Here is a 16484-nt window from a genome sequence, read left to right on the forward strand (position 1 = left end):
ATAAATATTTTTGATTAAGTGCATAGTAATATACCTAAATTATGATAGAGACTATTTAACAGAATGAAAAAGTGTCTTAAAAAGTATACTTTTTGAGACACTCTATTTCTCTTTCATTATAGGCATTTTTGAGTCATTTGTAAAGGCTCACAGACTTTTTTATGCACTTTCACAGTTGTTTTTTGTCTCTCCTTCAGTGTGGTATAAAGTATACCTTTTAAGACATTCTTTCAATACCTGGGGAGGTAATTAAAATGAAATCAAACAAAACAAAGTCAGCGATGACTGCTTTAGTCATAGCTGCAATGCTCTGTTCAGCAGCAATGCCAATCAGAGCGGCTGAAGCTCAATGGGTCAATAACAATGGCACATGGTCTTATGTTAAGGAAGATGGCAGTAAAGCTAAGGGTTGGATCAAAGATAATAACTGCTGGTATGCTTTCGATGATAACGGAGCAATGCGTACCGGTTGGATCGCTTCCAATGAGCATTGGTATTTCATGGGTGAATCCGGTGTCATGCAGGCAGATGCTTGGGTAGAGGATAACGGCGCCCGCTATTATATTAAAGGTACCGGTGTTATGGCGAAGGATTATGTCAAAGACGGTTATGAATTGACTGAAGATGGCAAAGCTATTCCATTAGCTGAATCAAAATCGGTAGTATTAACAGATCCAGAAGCAATAGAAGGCGAAGTCATTGAAGGTAACCTGTATGTTGATGTGACAACAGCGAAAGCGTTAGAATTAAAAGGTGTAACTGTAAAAGGTAAATTGGTTGTTATTGGTGACAACCAAACAGCCGGTAAGTTAACGATCACTGATTCAAAGATTGAAGCAATCAGTACACAGACAAGAAATACAGAAGTCGTATTAAGCGGCGAAACAGAAGTTAAGACGATCGTATTGGAAGAAACAGCAGCGGTAACACCGGACAAGAACTTCAAAGGTGAAGTAGAGAAGATTGAAGTACAGTCAACAACCAAAGGTGAAATCGTGATTGAAGTTCCTGCACAGGAAGTAAGTACACGGACATATGCGAGTGTGGATATTCAGGCACCGGTAGAAAGTCTTGAAGTAAAGACCGATACGCAAATCAAGGTAAATGCCGATGTTAAGAATGTGGTGGTAACAGAAAGTGCAAAAGATACGAAGGTAGAAGTATCAAAAGGCAGTACAGTAGGTACTATTACAGCAGATGCTCCGGTAAAAATTGAAGGAAGCGGAACGATTAACAAAGTTGAAGCAAATGTTGACGGCGTAGAAGCAGGCAAGGATACAGTAATCAAAGATGTAGAAACAGGCAAGGATGTTGAGCAAGCACCTGAAGTAAATAAACCTTCAACTGGCGGCTCAACAGGTGGTTCTGGCGGAGGCGGAGGATCAATAACACCAACAAAGTCAGAAACCGAAAAGTTCAAAGAAGCATTTGATAAAGAATTAAACGGTGACTTTAAAGCAAATGCTGAAAATAATGGTGTGACTTTTACCGTTGAGAACGATCCTGTTCATGATTGTATTGTAATCAATGGTACAGTCAAAGATACATCTAAGAATCTTTGGAATTTTACAAAAGAGACGATTTTAGATTCGATAGTAAGAGTTGATTTAGCTTATACGAATATCCAATCAGTCAGAATAAGTTTTAATGGCAATACTACTGGTGATATATTGATGACAGATTTACGTACAATTTCTCCAGAAAATCTTGAAAAATGGGGGAAAGACTTATTTAAAAAGGATAGTAAAGAAGAATTGCTTAAGCTAACACTTGCCGATATTGTCGATAGTTCTTCTTTCGCGGTACAATTTACAATTGCAAATAAAGAAGTTGTTAATTATGTAATACCATTGCATGAAGAGAATCTAGAAAAAGAAGCTATCGAAAATTTGAAAAAGAAAGTCGCGGAAGCTGTTGGAAATGTAAAAACAAATGATTTGGCTACTATAACAATGCCAGACTCAGTGAAAATTCATACGGAATTTTTGAGTGGTGAAACGACTATATCACAAATTACTGGTACAGGTATTTTCTCAATTTTAACAACCTTAACCGACGAAGGTGTAACAGGTTATACATTTAATGATAGCAGCACAACAAATATTACTGGTACACCGACTTATGAAGGTTTACTAACATTATTAACTAATTATCTTGGCGAAGACGCTTTGAATCAAAAGGTTAGTGCGTTGGTTAATAAAAATATAGTAGTCACTGTTGCTTATAAAGATGCTAATGGTGCTGAAGTAAATGTTGAGTACACCTTTACTTTTGCAGTTTCTGAAAATATCGAAGATTAATTGATAATTACAAGCAGGAGTATAGACCTGTATCTGAATGATAGATACAGGTCTTTCTTAAAAGGAGATTAACTTATGAAAAATAAGAAAATAAAAGTAAGTGTACTGCTGTCAGCTTCATTAGTTATGAATTATCTGCCAGTGATTGCTGAAGGAAATTCTGGCTGGATCAATAACAACGGCACATGGTCTTATGTTAAGGAAGATGGCAGTAAAGCTAAGGGTTGGATCAAAGACAATAACTGCTGGTATGCTTTCGATGATAACGGTGCAATGCGTACTGGCTGGATCGCTTCCAATGAACATTGGTACTTCATGGGTGAATCCGGTGTCATGCAGGCAGATGCTTGGGGAGAGGATAACGGTGCCCGCTATTATATTAAAGGTACCGGTGTTATGGCGAAGGATTATGTCTAAGACGGTTATGAGTTGACTGAAGATGGCAAAGCTATTCCATTAGCTGAATCAAAATCCGTAGTATTAACAGATCCAGAAGCAATAGAAGGTGAAGTTATTGAAGGTAACCTGTATGTCGATGTGACAACCGCCAAAGCGTTAGAATTAAAAGGTGTAACTGTAAAAGGTAAATTGGTTGTTATCGGTGATAACCAAACGGCCGGTAAGTTAACGATTACTGATTCAAAGATTGAATCAATCAGCACACAGACAAGAAATACAGAAGTCGTATTAAGCGGCGAAACAGAAGTTAAGACAATCGTATTGGAAGAAACAGCAGCGGTAACACCAGATAAGAACTTCAAGGGTGAGGTAGAGAAGATTGAAGTCCAGTCAACAACTAAAGGTGAAATCGTGATTGAAGTCCCGGCACAGGAAGTAAGTACACGGACATATGCAAGTGTGGATATTCAGGCACCGGTAGAAAGTCTTGAAGTAAAAACTGATACGCAAATCAAGGTAAATGCCGATGTTAAGAATGTGGTGGTAACAGAAAGTGCAAAAGATACGAAGGTAGAAGTATCAAAAGGCAATACAGTAGGCACAATCATAGCTGATGCTCCGGTAAAAATTGAAGGAAGCGGAACAATTGAAAAAGTAGAAGCCAATGTTGATGGCGTAGAAGCTGGCAAGGATACAGTAATTAAAGATGTAGAAACAGGCAAAGATGTTGAGCAAGCACCAGAAGTAAATAAACCTTCAGCTAGCGGCTCAGCAGGTGGCTCTGGAGGTGGAGGCAGCACACCGATTACTTACGAACTATCGATTCAAGAGACTGATCAAGTGCTCGAAGTATCTGATACAATTCAATTGCATGCAACTGTAAAACCTTCAACAGCAAGTCAAAAGGTAACATGGAATTCATCTAATGATGCAGTCGCAACAGTTGATGAAAATGGTTTTGTTACAGTAATGGGCTTAGGTACCTGTACGATTACGGCTAGTGACACTTACGGTAATAAAGCAAATATCACTATAACCGCAGATACATCAAAAATGACGTCACTGACACCTTATATAGACAGCAATACCGTCGTGGCAGGTGCAGTTATAGATATTATTTATTATGATTATTGTCCGTCTGATGCTACAAATATATGGTTGGAATGGTCATCAGATAATCCAGAAGTAGCTGATTTTGAGGATTATTATTTGGTTGCGAAAAATCCCGGCACTGCTGTTATTACGGGATTAGCGCAGGATGGCAGTGGTTTATCAGCTGTTTATACACTGAATGTTATATCACCTGATAGTGCAATTGATGTATCTAGCATGTTTATTGATGAACATTTTACCGATATCAATAATACGGGTAATCCTTTCGCACTCAATCATGTATTAGATAGAGATTGGCTGAAAAGTACCAATGAAGGAATTAATGGGAGTGTATCTGAAATTGAATTTAGTGTGCAGGGAAAAGGATATTTGCTTTTTGATTATCTACTCTCGAGTGAAAAAAACGAGAATTATCTTTCTGTAACAATTAATGAAAAAGAGATGATAATTCAAGAACCACATTTAGTCAATGGCTCTGTGTTTACTTCTTTTGAAGAAATTGATCCTTCAACTAGACAATTTGAATTACCTTTAGAAGTCAATACTGTTAAGATTTCTTATATAAAAGGTAAATCATTTGCTGCTGGTCTTGATGCACTGTGGCTATCTAATTTTCGATTTATAGATGAAAATAGTCAAGTTAAACAAAAATTAAAAATAAATTACGATTCTGAGAAAGGAAAAGTAAATATTAAATCTAATTCTCAATCAGGAGATATTGTAAGTGGGCAAGAGTATGAATTACCATTGTCTGAATCACTTACTTTAAATGCAGAGATACTTGACCATCGCGAATTTATGGGCTGGTACGAGAATGGTGAACTGTATAGTGAAAATAGCAGCATTTCCTTTGATTTATTATCTGATCGTGAATTAGAAGCTCGTTTTTATGATTATGCTAAGTTACCAGAAACGCTGACTGTCTTACGCACTGGATCAGTAACAACACAATATGATGCTATCGCAAAGGATATAACGATTGAGCAAAATGCGATTAGTGAAACCGATAATGAGTATCGTATTATAATGGGAGCACTTGAAGAAGAAACGACAATTGCTGTTGAGGTAAATGGAAAACCTGTGGAATATCAGGGTAATTCCTTTATCATATCACAGCCGAAAGATAATGTTGTCATAACACTGACCGCTAATCGTGAAAATCATGCATCCGTAAAGCGAGTCATAACAATTAATGTTGATGTGGCAATAAATAATATTGTATCCGAAGGTTCTGTTCTTGCAGAATGCGTATCGCAGAAAAATAATACAGGTTATGCGTGGAAATTTTCAAATGTGATTTATGATAAAGAAGGTTTTCTGGCCTTTAGTCCTAATGAAATTGGTAATGGTGCCAAATATGAAAACCTTCATTTAACAACCACAGGGCCGGGAATCCTTCAATTTGATTACAAGACTGATTTCACTTATTCAAGCAGTTATCTGGCGCTGGACAATGCACAAATAAAATCATTTTCAAGCCAAACAAAAGTAAAGTTACCATCCAGTAGTGAATGGACGACCTATACATTACCTATTGAAGTTAATGCAGATGCTGTTAAAGATACTTATTTAGCTTATTATCACACAAAAAAAGAGACTGGTTCACCGGCTGTTAAGAATGTTCGCTTCCTGCAAGGGGATGTAAAAATCGAGTTTACTTCATCTGATGATTCATTAGGTTCTGTTTCAGCTTCATATACAAAAGGTAATGCACTTGATAGCGGAACCATGAGTTCTATTGGCAGAAGTGTAAGTTTTACGGCTTCACCAAAAGCAGATGTTTTATTCATGGGTTGGTATAATGAAGCAAACGAACTGCTGACTCATTCAGAAACATATGAAATTACTGTTACTGATAATGTAAATATTCATGCATTATTTGCGGAAGCGGGTACTTATGTAGCAAGAATTGGTGATCAGATATTCACTAGTCTAGAGGAAGCTTTTGCAAGTGAATTAACTGATAATATAATCTTGATGGAGGATTTAACGTTAGATCAGAATCTAATTATTCCAGAGGGTAGAACATTAGTCGTACCATGTATAAGCGGTGATGAGGGTTATGATGCACGAATTGAAAGTAAAGCACAATACAACCCTGATGGTACAGTTGCAGATCGTAATGATCATAAACAGCTATATCAAAGCCTTACCGTTCCAGAAAATATCACTTTAGAGGTAAAGGGAACGTTGATTATTAATGCGGTCACTGGACGTGCGAAAGCCGGTCATTTTGATATGGATAATACAGGCGGCTATGGTCAGCTGAATCTAAATGGTACACTGATAATCAGTGGTAATGGTCTGGTTGATTCAGCAGGCTTTGTAAAGGGTTCAGGTAAAGTTATTGTAAAAGAAAATGGAACTTTAAGAGATTTATATGTAGTTAAGAATTGGCGCGGCGGCTCACAAGCATCCGAGGTTGTTTTGGATCATAACGTGTATCCGATGAATGAAGCGGACTGTCAGAATGTTGAAGTGCCAATTACCATTATGGATAATGGCAGCTACACAGGAATAGTAAAAATGTATGCGGCAGGGTCTTATAATAAAACAAGATTTCCATTAGTTGATCGCTATAATGGATTGATTCGTTTGACAGATAATGCTGAATTGCTAATCACTCGAAATAGTGATTTGTCGAGAACTAGTTTTTTAATAAATGGAGGTGCGGCAGCGTCAAGCAGCACATTAAACATTGTAGGTCTTGATTTATCGACAGGTACTTTTATTTATCCAGTTGACGGAGACACAACCTATATCTTAAGCAACGGCATTTATACATTTGAAAATGATTTTAAATTCCTTACTGGGTCAGAGTTATATGTGAAAGAGGGTGCTGAACTTATCCTTAAGGAAGGAAACACACTGGTTTTCTATGATAAGTTTGATGATGTGGTAAATGAGAGTACAACTAAATATCCAGACCGCCCTGCAGCATTTATCCATATGGAAAAAGGCACCTCCTTTAAGATCAATGGCAGTTTTGCCGGTAATATCATAATTGACGAAGCTTCTGACAGTACACATCCAATTATTATTGATGCTGGATCAAGCGCGAAATTTGCGGTTATAACACAGGAAGCCAATGGTTATATTAACGGTGTTTGTGATTTAACCTTTAACGCAACAATTAATGGTAAATCATTTGATTTTGAACCTGATACCACTTATACCTTCTATTATGAAGACAGTGTTCTGAAAGTTTTAGTTAATGGTATTGAACCCACTCTGTTTAATGAGACGGATGCTGACATAATTGAACCAGAAAATGAAATCATTCAGCCAACCGACTCACTTCCTGAAGAAATTCAGCAAACAACAGTCGCTGAGGACAGTATTGAGGAATAATTTATTTTATTCGTTAGGATCTCTTCCAATTATAGAAGAGATCTTTTCTTATTCCCTGAATCTGGGAATGCATTTCATTTGAAAAAATTATATTTATATGCTATCAGCCTATTGACAAATAATGTTATCCGAGGTAAACTCATGGTGTGAGTTAGATTAAACTAACCAAGGAGGTAGCATGATGCCGCTCTTATTAGGTAGAATTGGTGAACGCATGAAGGTTATTGAAATTCGTGGCAAAGAAGATGTTTGCACACATCTGAAAAATCTGGGATTTGTACCCGGTGCCGATGTATATATTACTGCCCGCAATGCTGGAAATATGATTATAAATATCAAGGACAGCCGAATTGCTATTGATGAGAAGCTGGCCGGTAAAATCCAGGTAGAAGTCTAAGGAGGATGGGTATGAGACAATTAAGTCAGGCGTCAATCGGTGAAACTGTCACTGTCAGTAAAATTGATGGTGAAAAGGGACTGAAACGCAGAATTATGGATATGGGAATTACTAAAGGTGTGGAAGTATATATTCGTAAAGTTGCACCATTAGGTGATCCCATGGAAGTAAAAGTAAGAGGATATGAATTAAGTATTCGTAAAGCGGATGCGGAGAAAATCGAAATTTTATAAGCAGAGGTCACTCTGTTTAATTTTTGAATCATCAGTTAACTTAAGTAAACTATTGGAGGGAAACTATGAGCTTGAGAATCGCACTTGCAGGTAATCCAAACTGCGGTAAGACAACATTATTTAACGCGCTGACTGGCAGCAGTCAATATGTCGGCAACTGGCCAGGGGTTACGGTTGAAAAAAAAGAAGGTAAATTGAAGGGACATAAAGATGTTACTGTTATCGATTTACCAGGCATCTATTCATTATCGCCTTATACTTTGGAAGAGGTAGTCGCAAGAAACTTTCTGATGCAGGAAAAACCAGATGTCATCATTAATTTGGTTGATGCTACTAATCTTGAAAGAAATCTATATCTGACTACCCAGTTACTTGAAACAGGGATACCGACAGTCATTGCATTAAATATGATTGATATCATCGAAGAACGCAAAGATGTGCTGCATGCTGATGAATTATCGAAAAGTCTAGGCTGCCCGGTTTGTGAAATATCCGCGTTAAAGTCAAATGGCATTGATGGGATGATTGAAAAGGCGCTTTCATTGGCTGAACATGCTTCAGCCTATCAGCCGGTTGAAATTTATACCGGTTTGCTTAAAGAAAAGGTGCTTGAGTGTGAAAAGCTATTAAGTGATAAGGCTGATAAAACATCCTCACGCTGGTATGCTGTTAAGCTGTTAGAGGATGATCAGGAAAGTCTTAAGGATATAACGTTGAGTGAAAATGATAAAGCATCTGTAAAAAAAGCCCGTGAAGTAATCGAACAGGAATACGATGATGACGCGGAAAGTATTGTAACCAATGCGCGCTATGAGTATATTGCTAAAATCCGTGATCAAATCATGATTCGTCATGACCATGAGGCACTGACCATATCGGATAAAATTGACCGTGTCCTTACCAATCGCTGGCTGGCCCTGCCTATTTTTGCTTTAGTAATGTGGGCGGTATATTATATTGCTATGAGTACGATCGGTACGATGGGTACCGATTGGGTCAACGATGTATTGTTTGGTGAAATAATCCCCAATGCGGCTGATTCACTGCTGACATCATTAAATGTCGCGCCATGGCTAACCAGTCTGATTCAAGATGGCATCATTGCCGGTGTCGGCGCTGTACTCGGCTTTGTCCCTCAAATCATGGTACTGTTTTTCCTGCTTTCAATTCTTGAAGACTGCGGTTATATGGCCCGTGTTGCCTTCATCATGGATCGAATTTTCCGCAAATTTGGGTTATCTGGAAAAAGCTTTATTCCAATGCTGATTTCAACAGGCTGCGGGGTGCCGGGAATCATGGCAAGCCGTACAATAGAGGATGAAAAGGACCGCAAAATGACAATTATGCTGACAACCTTTATTCCTTGTTCAGCAAAGCTGCCAATCTTTGGACTCTTTGCCGGTGCCTTATTTAACGATGCTGCCTGGGTATCTGCAAGTATGTATTTTATCGGTCTGGCATCAGTAATAGTCTGCGGGATTCTGTTAAAGAAAACTAAATATTTCGGCGGTGATCCAGCGCCATTTGTCATGGAGCTGCCGGCCTATCACTGGCCTAGTGTCAAGGGCTTGTTTATCCATATGTGGGATCGTGCTAAAGCCTTTATTAAAAAAGCAGGTACGATTATCCTGCTGGCAACTATTCTCGTATGGTTTATGTCGAGCTTCAGCTGGTCATTTGAAATGGTTGATGCAAATGAAAGTATTTTGGCATCAATTGGTAATGTGATTGCTCCATTGTTTGCGCCGCTTGGCTGGGGTGACTGGCGGGCAGCTGTCGCAACCTTTACTGGTTTGATAGCGAAAGAAAATATTGTCGGTACCTTTGGTGTCCTGTATGGCTTAGAGGAAGTGGCTGAAAATGGTACTGAAATATGGACACAGATTTCGCAGCTTTTTACACCGGTATCCGCCTATTCATTTATGGTATTTAATCTGTTATGCGCGCCATGCTTTGCTGCTATCGGTGCTATTCGCAGAGAAATGGGCAGTGCTAAGTGGACATGGATTACCATTGCTTTCCAATGTGGTGTCGCTTATATTGCCGCATTATTGATTAATCTGATTGGTAATATGATTTTCTAATCTGAAAGGATAGAGAGGTGAACTTATGGGTACACTCGTTGTAGGTCTCATACTTCTGGCGGCTTGTATCATGGCAATTCGCTCATTGATTAAAGACCATGGCAGCTGCGGCGGCGGTTGTTCAGGCTGCAGCGGCAGCTGTGGAAAATGCCATCCTGCCACTGCAAAGGGAATCGATAAGCTGGTTAAGGAGAGCAAGGCTCGTCATGCAGGCTGATAAATGGTTCTCAAATTTAAAAAGAATACGTAAAGAGGCGCATCTGACACAGGAAGAACTGGCAAAATGTGTCGGTGTAAGGCGTGAAACAATATCACAGCTAGAAGCGGGCAAGGGCAATCCTTCATTGCTCACTGTTCTTAAGATTGCTAAATTTCTTGAGACACCCGTTGATGAATTATTCAAACTGGCTGATTAACTCCTTTTAATTTCATAAAGAGGTAGCATGACAGAAATGTCAGCTATCTTTTTATTTTTATCGTATATAATATAAGAAACGACAGGAGGAATTAAAATGAAATATGAAATAATCGGCAATCAGCTGCCAGCTGTGGAATTGACTCTCGGTAAGGATGAAAGTGTATATACTGAGTCCGGCGGCATGAGCTGGATGGATGACTGCTTTGAGATGAACAGCAATACCCGCGGCGGCCTGATGAAAGGATTGGCACGGGCATTCAGCGGTGAATCGATATTTATGACAACCTATACATGTCTTAAGGAAGGCGGTAAGATTACCTTTGGCTCCAGTTTCCCGGGAAATATCTTACCTGTTCAGCTAAGTGAAGGTGAATCATTAATCATACAAAAAACAGCGTTTTTAGCTGCCGAGGAGAGCGTCATCCTGGAAGTGTTTGTTAACAAACGGGCGGGTGCTGGTTTCTTTGGCGGAGAAGGATTTATCTTACAGAAAATCAGCGGCCCTGGTACAGCTTTTCTGGAAATCGATGGTGAAGTGATGGAAAAAACATTAAAACCTGGTGAAAAGCTGAAGGTGGATCAAGGTTATATCGCAGCCTACGAACCAAGCGTTGATTTCAGTGTTGAAACAGTTAAAGGGGTCAAGAATGTCCTGTTTTCAGGCGAAGGATTATTTTTGGCAACCTTGACAGGCCCAGGTAAAGTTTGGCTGCAGACAATGCCATTTAATGTTTTGGCTGGCCGTATTGCTGCCTGTATGCCAACTAAGAAATAATGCTGTGGCTGATTTATATCGGATCAGTGCTGCTGATGATTGTTCTGGGTATCAGGATTTCACATTGTTCATATCCAGTTCAATATATGGCAAATGCTGAGGAGCTGCCAAAGGTAGAAGACATCTGCGGTTATAATCATGCATTGGGCAGGAATTTCATTTTATTCGGCATGCTGCTGCTGATTGTTTTGCTGCCGATGCTGCTGCCTATGCCCTATGCGATGCTCATGCTGTTCTGCATTCCTTTCTGGGCCATCGGGTTTATGCTTCGCTGTATGCAGATACAAACCCGCTATGAAGCTCAATCAAACAAGAAAAACTAGACAAATAGAGTATTCTGTCTGTTTATCGGACATGAAATAATGGCTGTCTATGGCAGAAGCTATGAATTTGCTTATGATTAAATTGGAAGTGATAATGTGGATAAGGATTATGATCTGGTGTTTGAGACACCGCGGGGGAAGCGGAGCGGCTATCTGATTTTCATGATTGAGAAACAGGCATTGAATGGTGTGCTGAATATCGGCAGCGCAAATGCTTCCTTTTTTGGCGGCACTTTTGATGAGCGTCAATTTAGTTTTAAAGGAAGTATTTACTTTCATTATTTACATTTGAATTATCAGGTAAAGGGACAATGGCTCTCAGATATGATTCAGGGAAATTTGTATATTCGGCACATGAAGTTTAATTTTAAGGGATACCCGCACATAAAAAAGCATCAGCCTTAGACTGATGCTTTTATGCTTATTGGTTTCTAAGATTGTCAATCGCGTTAGTAAAGCTTCCCTGCAGCATCGTTGATAAGGTAGCCGCCAACTCTTCACTGCTGTCACGGCAGCCGCGGGTCAGCCATTGAATAATTAAACCAGAGAATGCAATCGCATAAAAATTAACAATAAAATTAAGTCTGTCCGGATCAATATTCACATCATGAGCAAATTGACGGATACCGTTCTCTACCATCGCAAATGAGGTTTCTGAAAGAAACATCTCCAAATGATCGCGGCCTAATGAATTAAATGTATTCAGACAGAATACCTTATTCTGTTCAATATATTTCAAGATTTTCAAAAAGTGATCCGGCCATTGTTCTAAAGAATCAAATTCCGGAAGCTTTTCGATAACTTCACTTTGATAGATATAACCAAGGCATTCGTAAATATCCTGAAAGTGATAATAAAAGGTCTGACGGTTCAAATCGCATTTTTCGCATACCATGGCGACGGTGATTTTATTCATGGGCATGAGGTTCATCAATTCTTTTAAAGCATGACCCAATTCTTTTTTTGTTAATGCTGAACTGCTCATAATCTCACCTCTATGCAGACATTGTACCATAAAATTAAGTGATTTAGAAGACGAACAAGCCCTCTTAATAAAATGACTAAATAATTAATAAAGTCAAAAAAATGATTGACTTCTTGATTGACCATGTTATAATGAATTCACTTAACGGAGGAAATTTATGTCTAAATTCTTGATAGTTACAGATACTACATCCACACTGATTCCTCAGGATTCAGAGAAATACGGAATTGAAATTGTACCGCTCAGCGTACTGAATAAAGGGATTGAATATGCAGATGGTATTGATATTAATGCCGAGCAGTTTGCCGATTTGCTGCGTAATGGTGAGATGCCGACAACTTCTCAGCCTAACATCGGCAGAGTAGAAGAATTAATGAAGAAATGGAAGGCTGCTGATTATGATGCGATCCTAATTATAACGATTAGTTCTTATCTGTCAGGCACTTATCAGGGCTTCTTGATGACCGCCAAAAATCTGGATATGAAAAATGTACATGTGATTGATTCGCTGACTGTTGGCGCGCCAATGCTGGATATGGCATTGACTGCGAAGCGTTATGCGGATGCGGGACGTTCACTGGATGATATTTTGACAATGCTTAAGGCAAAAATCAAAGATACTTATTCAATGCTTTATCCGAAGAATTTGGAGCAGCTGAAAAAAGGCGGCCGCATTTCACCGGTTGCTGCCGGTATGGCTTCATTACTTAAAATTAAGCCGCTGCTTTATTTAAAGGAAGATGGTACTTGCGTTGAAAAATATGGAATGGCCAGAACAGATTCCAAGATTTATGATATGATCATTGAAGAATTTAAAAAGCGTAACGTAAATGCTGAAACCCATGAATTTTATATCATGGAGGCTGAGGGCATGGAGAATGTTGAAGCCTTTCTCAGTAAGGCCAAAGAAGCGTTTGGCACTGATATGAGTTTTAAAATTATACAATTACCTGCCGTACTTACATGTCATGCCGGCTTGGGCAGCTTTGCGGTACAATCTTGTTTAAAAAACTAATGAGCGAAAGCTCATTTTTCTTTGCAAGTTATTGTGCAATCAATGCAACTTAAGAATGGAAGCTGGCAAAACATGGCATTCAGTGACATAATAAAGTAAAGAAGGAGGGTCTGCTTATGAAAATTATCTGTGCAATGCTCTTAATGCTGTTATGCGGCTGCAGCAGTCTTGTCCGCCCTGATGCTATTGATCATTATCAGTATGAGGGCAAAATTGTGGAAATAAAAGATGATCAGATGATGATCCTGGGAAAGGATGGCTTAGTACACGTTGGCGGTGAATTTGATACTCAATCATTAAAGGAAGGAATGCAGGTATTAATCGACACGAATGGAACCGTGAATGAAACATATCCTATGTCAATTCAATGTATTGGATCAATTCAGGTGGTCAAAGAAGAAGATGACCTGATTGGCTTCTATCTGGATGTGATACAGGATTTATTTGATACTGATCCAGGCTTGAATGATAAGATTGAGATGATTGCTTTTGATTTAAGCAAGGCTGACAATCTGGATGAAGCAGAAAAAGATGCGTTAATCTGGATGGCCGGCAGTATGCTGGGCACTGATACCCGGGCCGCAACATATGATGAGCTTGTAGAAGAAGGGCTTATTGATGATGAAAATCTATATTTTGAGAAAGGACTGCTGTTTAATCTTGAAGCTAAGACTGTCGATGAGAACCATTTTACTTTCACAATACAGAAATGGCGCAGTGGTTTAGGCGCTTATTGGTTTGCTGATTGCAAGGCGGTTAAAACGGATAATGAATGGCATTATGAAATCGGCGCTCAAATGATATCCTGATGAAATTTAGATAAAAATGAGTGATTCAATGAATGGCTTTGATGTATAATAATAAGCATGGAAACCATTATTTATGTAAATCAATGCAGACTGTATCTGGAAATTGAAGGCGAGGGTGAGCCCTTGCTTTTTCTCCATGGCAATGGTGAAGACAGTCATTATTTTCAGCGTCAGCAGTCATTATTCACAAAATATTATCAATGTATTTTTATGGACAGCCGTGCTCACGGTAAAAGTGATGTAGGTACAGCGCCGCTTTCTTTAACGCTGATGGCTGATGATGTCATAAAGACCATTGAGGCATTAAATCTGCCGCCGGTGAATGTGCTGGGCTTCAGTGATGGAGCTAATATTGCTTTACTGGCCGCGTTGAAACAGCCGCAATTATTTAAACGCATTATTTTAAATGGGGCCAATATTATGCCAAGCGGTCTGAAAACTAGTGTATATCTGTCAATTTTGCGTGAATATGCTTTCGCTAAAGGGCTTAATCGGCAGCTGCTCGCACTGATGGTCAAGGAACCTAAGCTGTCATTTAAAGATTTGACACGCGTTCAATGTCCGGCACTAGTCATTGCGGGTGAGCATGATATGATTAAAAAGGCACATACACAAAAAATTGCCGCTTCACTGCCTGATGCAAAGCTGGCAATCATCCCTAAGGCAGATCATTTCTGCGCGTTTAAACAGGATCAGATATTTAATCAGATCGTTCTTGAATTCTTGGCTGGCAACTTAATCCCTTAAGCTAAATACTTAAGGGATTTTATTTTACTTGTATAAAAAAAGAATGACATCCCTTGATTGTCATTCTCAGTAATTCAAAATTTTTAATTCTCAATATAATCAGCATATTGTTTTTTAATACTATTTAAAGATTCTTTTGGGATCGGTATCGTGATATTACTGATTAAAGTAAAATGCCGATTTTCCAGCTTATTAATATAATTCATACTGACTAAATAGCTTTTATGACATCGCAGAAATCTTCGATCATCTAATTGCTTCTCGATATTATCCAGCTTATCATTAATTGATATGACACTGCCATCCTTGCAGTGGAAGAATACCTGCCGTTTTAAGCTTTCCACATAGACGATATCCTTGTGTTTGATTCGATAATAACCAAACTTAGAATTCAGCGTGATGTAGCGGGCATCTATTTTTTGGAAAATATGACATAATTCATCAGCCAGCGCTTTAACTTCTTGCGCATTATACGGCTGAAGAATATAATTAAAGGCACGTATTCCATAAGAAGCATAGGCATAGTCCTTAACCGCTGAAGTTATCACAATCTTGCAATGACTGTCATAGGTGCGGATATAACGTGCCAGCTTCATTCCTTCACTGTCCTCACCGTCAACGGCGATAAAGATAATATCATAGACAACATGGTTGTCACAATGATTCAGCGCCTCTTTGTAGTTATCATATTTGGTAATTAGAAAGGGTGTTTTATTAGCTGTGAGAGCATCGAATAACATTGTATAGAGTGTTTCTAAATTTTCTTTATTGCTGTCACATATTGAAAATTTTAACATGTTGAGCCTCCTAAAAATTAAAAATTGTTTTCAACAAAAGGCCGCAGCACAAGTTCATGAACAACCGCATCATCCTCACATTCTAATACGGCAAGGATAGCGTTGGCAACTGTTTTAGGATGCATGTAATCTTCACGGACATTTGTACGGAAATTTGTGTTAATTCCACCAGGATATATACCAGTAACCTTGATATGACTTTCTCGGACTTCTTTTAATAAGATCTGATGCAGGATATCCATCGCGTGTTTACTGGCAGAATAAGCGCCGCTGTTTTCAATGGAATGCTTGCATACTGAAGAAAGAATATTTATGATATGTCCATCACCGACTTCCTTCATATGGGGAAGTACACCTTGAATAAAGATCAGCGGTGATACACAGTTCAGATTAAGCATATATCTTAAATCATTCAAATCAATATTTTCTACTAAATCTTTTTTTATATTAGCACCGGCATTATTAATTAGTATATCAATATCGCCAAGCGCTTCCTGAGCGTTGCGGATGAAGGCATAACAGCATTCATCATCAGTAACATCGAAGCAGGCCGCAAATACCTTGACACATGGGTTTACGGTATGGACTGCACGTACAGTTTCCTTTAGCTTAGCTTCATTTCTGCCGCAGATTGCTAATGAGCAGCTATATTTGCTGGCAATCGCCAGCGTCAATGCTTTACCAAGACCATCACTGGCACCGGTAATCATGACCTTAGATTGATTGCTGATCATAAGC

17 protein-coding genes are annotated in these 16484 nt (G+C 38.8%); 14 read left to right on the plus strand and 3 right to left on the minus strand.

What is annotated here, in order from left to right:
* Nucleotides 1-254: 254 nt before the first annotated feature.
* From DWZ33_RS12375 to DWZ33_RS12425, 11 genes are all read left to right on the plus strand, one after another.
* On the plus strand, nt 255-2300 hold the full coding sequence (locus DWZ33_RS12375) for an N-acetylmuramoyl-L-alanine amidase family protein (protein WP_118455025.1): 2046 nt from the start codon (nt 255-257) through the stop codon (nt 2298-2300).
* A gap of 75 nt (nt 2301-2375) precedes the next feature.
* Nucleotides 2376-2717, plus strand: a complete 342-nt coding sequence (locus tag DWZ33_RS12380; RefSeq protein WP_118455026.1) for a hypothetical protein — start codon at nt 2376-2378, stop codon at nt 2715-2717.
* A 12-nt stretch (nt 2718-2729) separates the two neighbouring features.
* Nucleotides 2730-7163, plus strand: a complete 4434-nt coding sequence (locus DWZ33_RS12385) for an Ig-like domain-containing protein (RefSeq protein WP_118455027.1) — start codon at nt 2730-2732, stop codon at nt 7161-7163.
* A gap of 178 nt (nt 7164-7341) precedes the next feature.
* The gene (locus tag DWZ33_RS12390; RefSeq protein WP_034456310.1) at nt 7342-7560 is read left to right on the plus strand and encodes a FeoA family protein; all 219 of its coding nucleotides are present in this window, start codon (nt 7342-7344) and stop codon (nt 7558-7560) included.
* An 11-nt stretch (nt 7561-7571) separates the two neighbouring features.
* Nucleotides 7572-7793 carry a FeoA family protein gene (locus DWZ33_RS12395; RefSeq protein ID WP_022936503.1) on the plus strand — a complete coding sequence of 74 codons (222 nt, stop codon included), beginning with the start codon at nt 7572-7574 and terminating at the stop codon, nt 7791-7793.
* 65 nt (nt 7794-7858) lie between these two features.
* Nucleotides 7859-9877 (plus strand): ferrous iron transport protein B, encoded by a 2019-nt coding sequence (feoB, locus tag DWZ33_RS12400; protein WP_118455028.1) that lies wholly within the window; start codon nt 7859-7861, stop codon nt 9875-9877.
* 25 nt (nt 9878-9902) lie between these two features.
* Nucleotides 9903-10094, plus strand: coding sequence for a FeoB-associated Cys-rich membrane protein (locus DWZ33_RS12405; RefSeq protein WP_118455029.1), 192 nt, complete (start codon nt 9903-9905; stop codon nt 10092-10094).
* The gene (locus DWZ33_RS12410) at nt 10084-10293 is read left to right on the plus strand and encodes a helix-turn-helix transcriptional regulator (protein WP_118455030.1); all 210 of its coding nucleotides are present in this window, start codon (nt 10084-10086) and stop codon (nt 10291-10293) included. Before DWZ33_RS12405 ends, DWZ33_RS12410 begins: the two co-directional genes overlap by 11 nt.
* 96 nt (nt 10294-10389) lie before the next feature.
* A complete protein-coding gene (locus tag DWZ33_RS12415; RefSeq protein ID WP_022936507.1) occupies nt 10390-11070 on the plus strand; it encodes a TIGR00266 family protein in 681 nt (226 codons plus the stop codon).
* The gene (locus tag DWZ33_RS12420; RefSeq protein WP_118455031.1) at nt 11070-11393 is read left to right on the plus strand and encodes a hypothetical protein; all 324 of its coding nucleotides are present in this window, start codon (nt 11070-11072) and stop codon (nt 11391-11393) included. The genes DWZ33_RS12415 and DWZ33_RS12420 overlap by 1 nt, the downstream gene beginning before the upstream one ends.
* A gap of 96 nt (nt 11394-11489) precedes the next feature.
* Entirely contained in the window at nt 11490-11798 is a 309-nt protein-coding gene (locus DWZ33_RS12425) for a hypothetical protein (protein ID WP_118455032.1), read from the plus strand.
* 16 nt (nt 11799-11814) lie between these two features.
* Here the strand turns inward: DWZ33_RS12425 and DWZ33_RS12430 are convergent, their stop codons facing one another.
* Nucleotides 11815-12378, minus strand: coding sequence for a TetR-like C-terminal domain-containing protein (locus DWZ33_RS12430; protein ID WP_022936510.1), 564 nt, complete (start codon nt 12376-12378; stop codon nt 11815-11817).
* Between the two features lie 157 nt (nt 12379-12535).
* Between DWZ33_RS12430 and DWZ33_RS12435 the strand changes: the two genes are divergently transcribed.
* The 3 genes from DWZ33_RS12435 (at nt 12536) to DWZ33_RS12445 (ending at nt 14949) form a co-directional block, all read left to right on the plus strand.
* Nucleotides 12536-13393 carry a DegV family protein gene (locus DWZ33_RS12435; protein ID WP_022936511.1) on the plus strand — a complete coding sequence of 286 codons (858 nt, stop codon included), beginning with the start codon at nt 12536-12538 and terminating at the stop codon, nt 13391-13393.
* Between the two features lie 116 nt (nt 13394-13509).
* Nucleotides 13510-14202, plus strand: a complete 693-nt coding sequence (locus DWZ33_RS12440; RefSeq protein WP_118455033.1) for a hypothetical protein — start codon at nt 13510-13512, stop codon at nt 14200-14202.
* Between the two features lie 57 nt (nt 14203-14259).
* Nucleotides 14260-14949: an alpha/beta fold hydrolase gene (locus DWZ33_RS12445; RefSeq protein ID WP_118455034.1), complete on the plus strand. Its 690-nt coding sequence runs from the start codon at nt 14260-14262 to the stop codon at nt 14947-14949.
* 83 nt (nt 14950-15032) lie between these two features.
* Here DWZ33_RS12445 and DWZ33_RS12450 read toward each other — a convergent pair whose 3' ends face one another.
* Nucleotides 15033-15746: a LytR/AlgR family response regulator transcription factor gene (locus DWZ33_RS12450; protein WP_118455035.1), complete on the minus strand. Its 714-nt coding sequence runs from the start codon at nt 15744-15746 to the stop codon at nt 15033-15035.
* 17 nt (nt 15747-15763) lie between these two features.
* Complete coding sequence (locus DWZ33_RS12455; RefSeq protein ID WP_118455036.1) at nt 15764-16480, minus strand: SDR family oxidoreductase; 717 nt, start codon at nt 16478-16480, stop codon at nt 15764-15766.
* Between the last annotated feature and the right edge of the window lie 4 nt (nt 16481-16484).

The sequence above is a fragment of the Dielma fastidiosa genome, assembly GCF_003475485.1.
In the GTDB taxonomy this organism is placed as follows: Bacteria; Bacillota_I; Bacilli_A; order Erysipelotrichales; family Erysipelotrichaceae; genus Dielma; species Dielma fastidiosa.

Bases quoted from the DNA above. Each gene is read 5' to 3' on its own strand.
- DWZ33_RS12420 (WP_118455031.1), top strand. From the start codon at position 11,070: ATGCTGTGGCTGATTTATATCGGATCAGTGCTGCTGATGATTGTTCTG.
- feoB (WP_118455028.1), top strand. From the start codon at position 7,859: ATGAGCTTGAGAATCGCACTTGCAGGTAATCCAAACTGCGGTAAGACA.
- DWZ33_RS12415 (WP_022936507.1), top strand. From the start codon at position 10,390: ATGAAATATGAAATAATCGGCAATCAGCTGCCAGCTGTGGAATTGACT.
- DWZ33_RS12435 (WP_022936511.1), top strand. From the start codon at position 12,536: ATGTCTAAATTCTTGATAGTTACAGATACTACATCCACACTGATTCCT.
- DWZ33_RS12455 (WP_118455036.1), bottom strand. From the start codon at position 16,480: ATGATCAGCAATCAATCTAAGGTCATGATTACCGGTGCCAGTGATGGT.
- DWZ33_RS12395 (WP_022936503.1), top strand. From the start codon at position 7,572: ATGAGACAATTAAGTCAGGCGTCAATCGGTGAAACTGTCACTGTCAGT.
- DWZ33_RS12450 (WP_118455035.1), bottom strand. From the start codon at position 15,746: ATGTTAAAATTTTCAATATGTGACAGCAATAAAGAAAATTTAGAAACA.
- DWZ33_RS12445 (WP_118455034.1), top strand. From the start codon at position 14,260: ATGGAAACCATTATTTATGTAAATCAATGCAGACTGTATCTGGAAATT.
- DWZ33_RS12405 (WP_118455029.1), top strand. From the start codon at position 9,903: ATGGGTACACTCGTTGTAGGTCTCATACTTCTGGCGGCTTGTATCATG.
- DWZ33_RS12390 (WP_034456310.1), top strand. From the start codon at position 7,342: ATGATGCCGCTCTTATTAGGTAGAATTGGTGAACGCATGAAGGTTATT.
- DWZ33_RS12430 (WP_022936510.1), bottom strand. From the start codon at position 12,378: ATGAGCAGTTCAGCATTAACAAAAAAAGAATTGGGTCATGCTTTAAAA.
- DWZ33_RS12375 (WP_118455025.1), top strand. From the start codon at position 255: ATGAAATCAAACAAAACAAAGTCAGCGATGACTGCTTTAGTCATAGCT.
- DWZ33_RS12410 (WP_118455030.1), top strand. From the start codon at position 10,084: ATGCAGGCTGATAAATGGTTCTCAAATTTAAAAAGAATACGTAAAGAG.
- DWZ33_RS12380 (WP_118455026.1), top strand. From the start codon at position 2,376: ATGAAAAATAAGAAAATAAAAGTAAGTGTACTGCTGTCAGCTTCATTA.
- DWZ33_RS12440 (WP_118455033.1), top strand. From the start codon at position 13,510: ATGAAAATTATCTGTGCAATGCTCTTAATGCTGTTATGCGGCTGCAGC.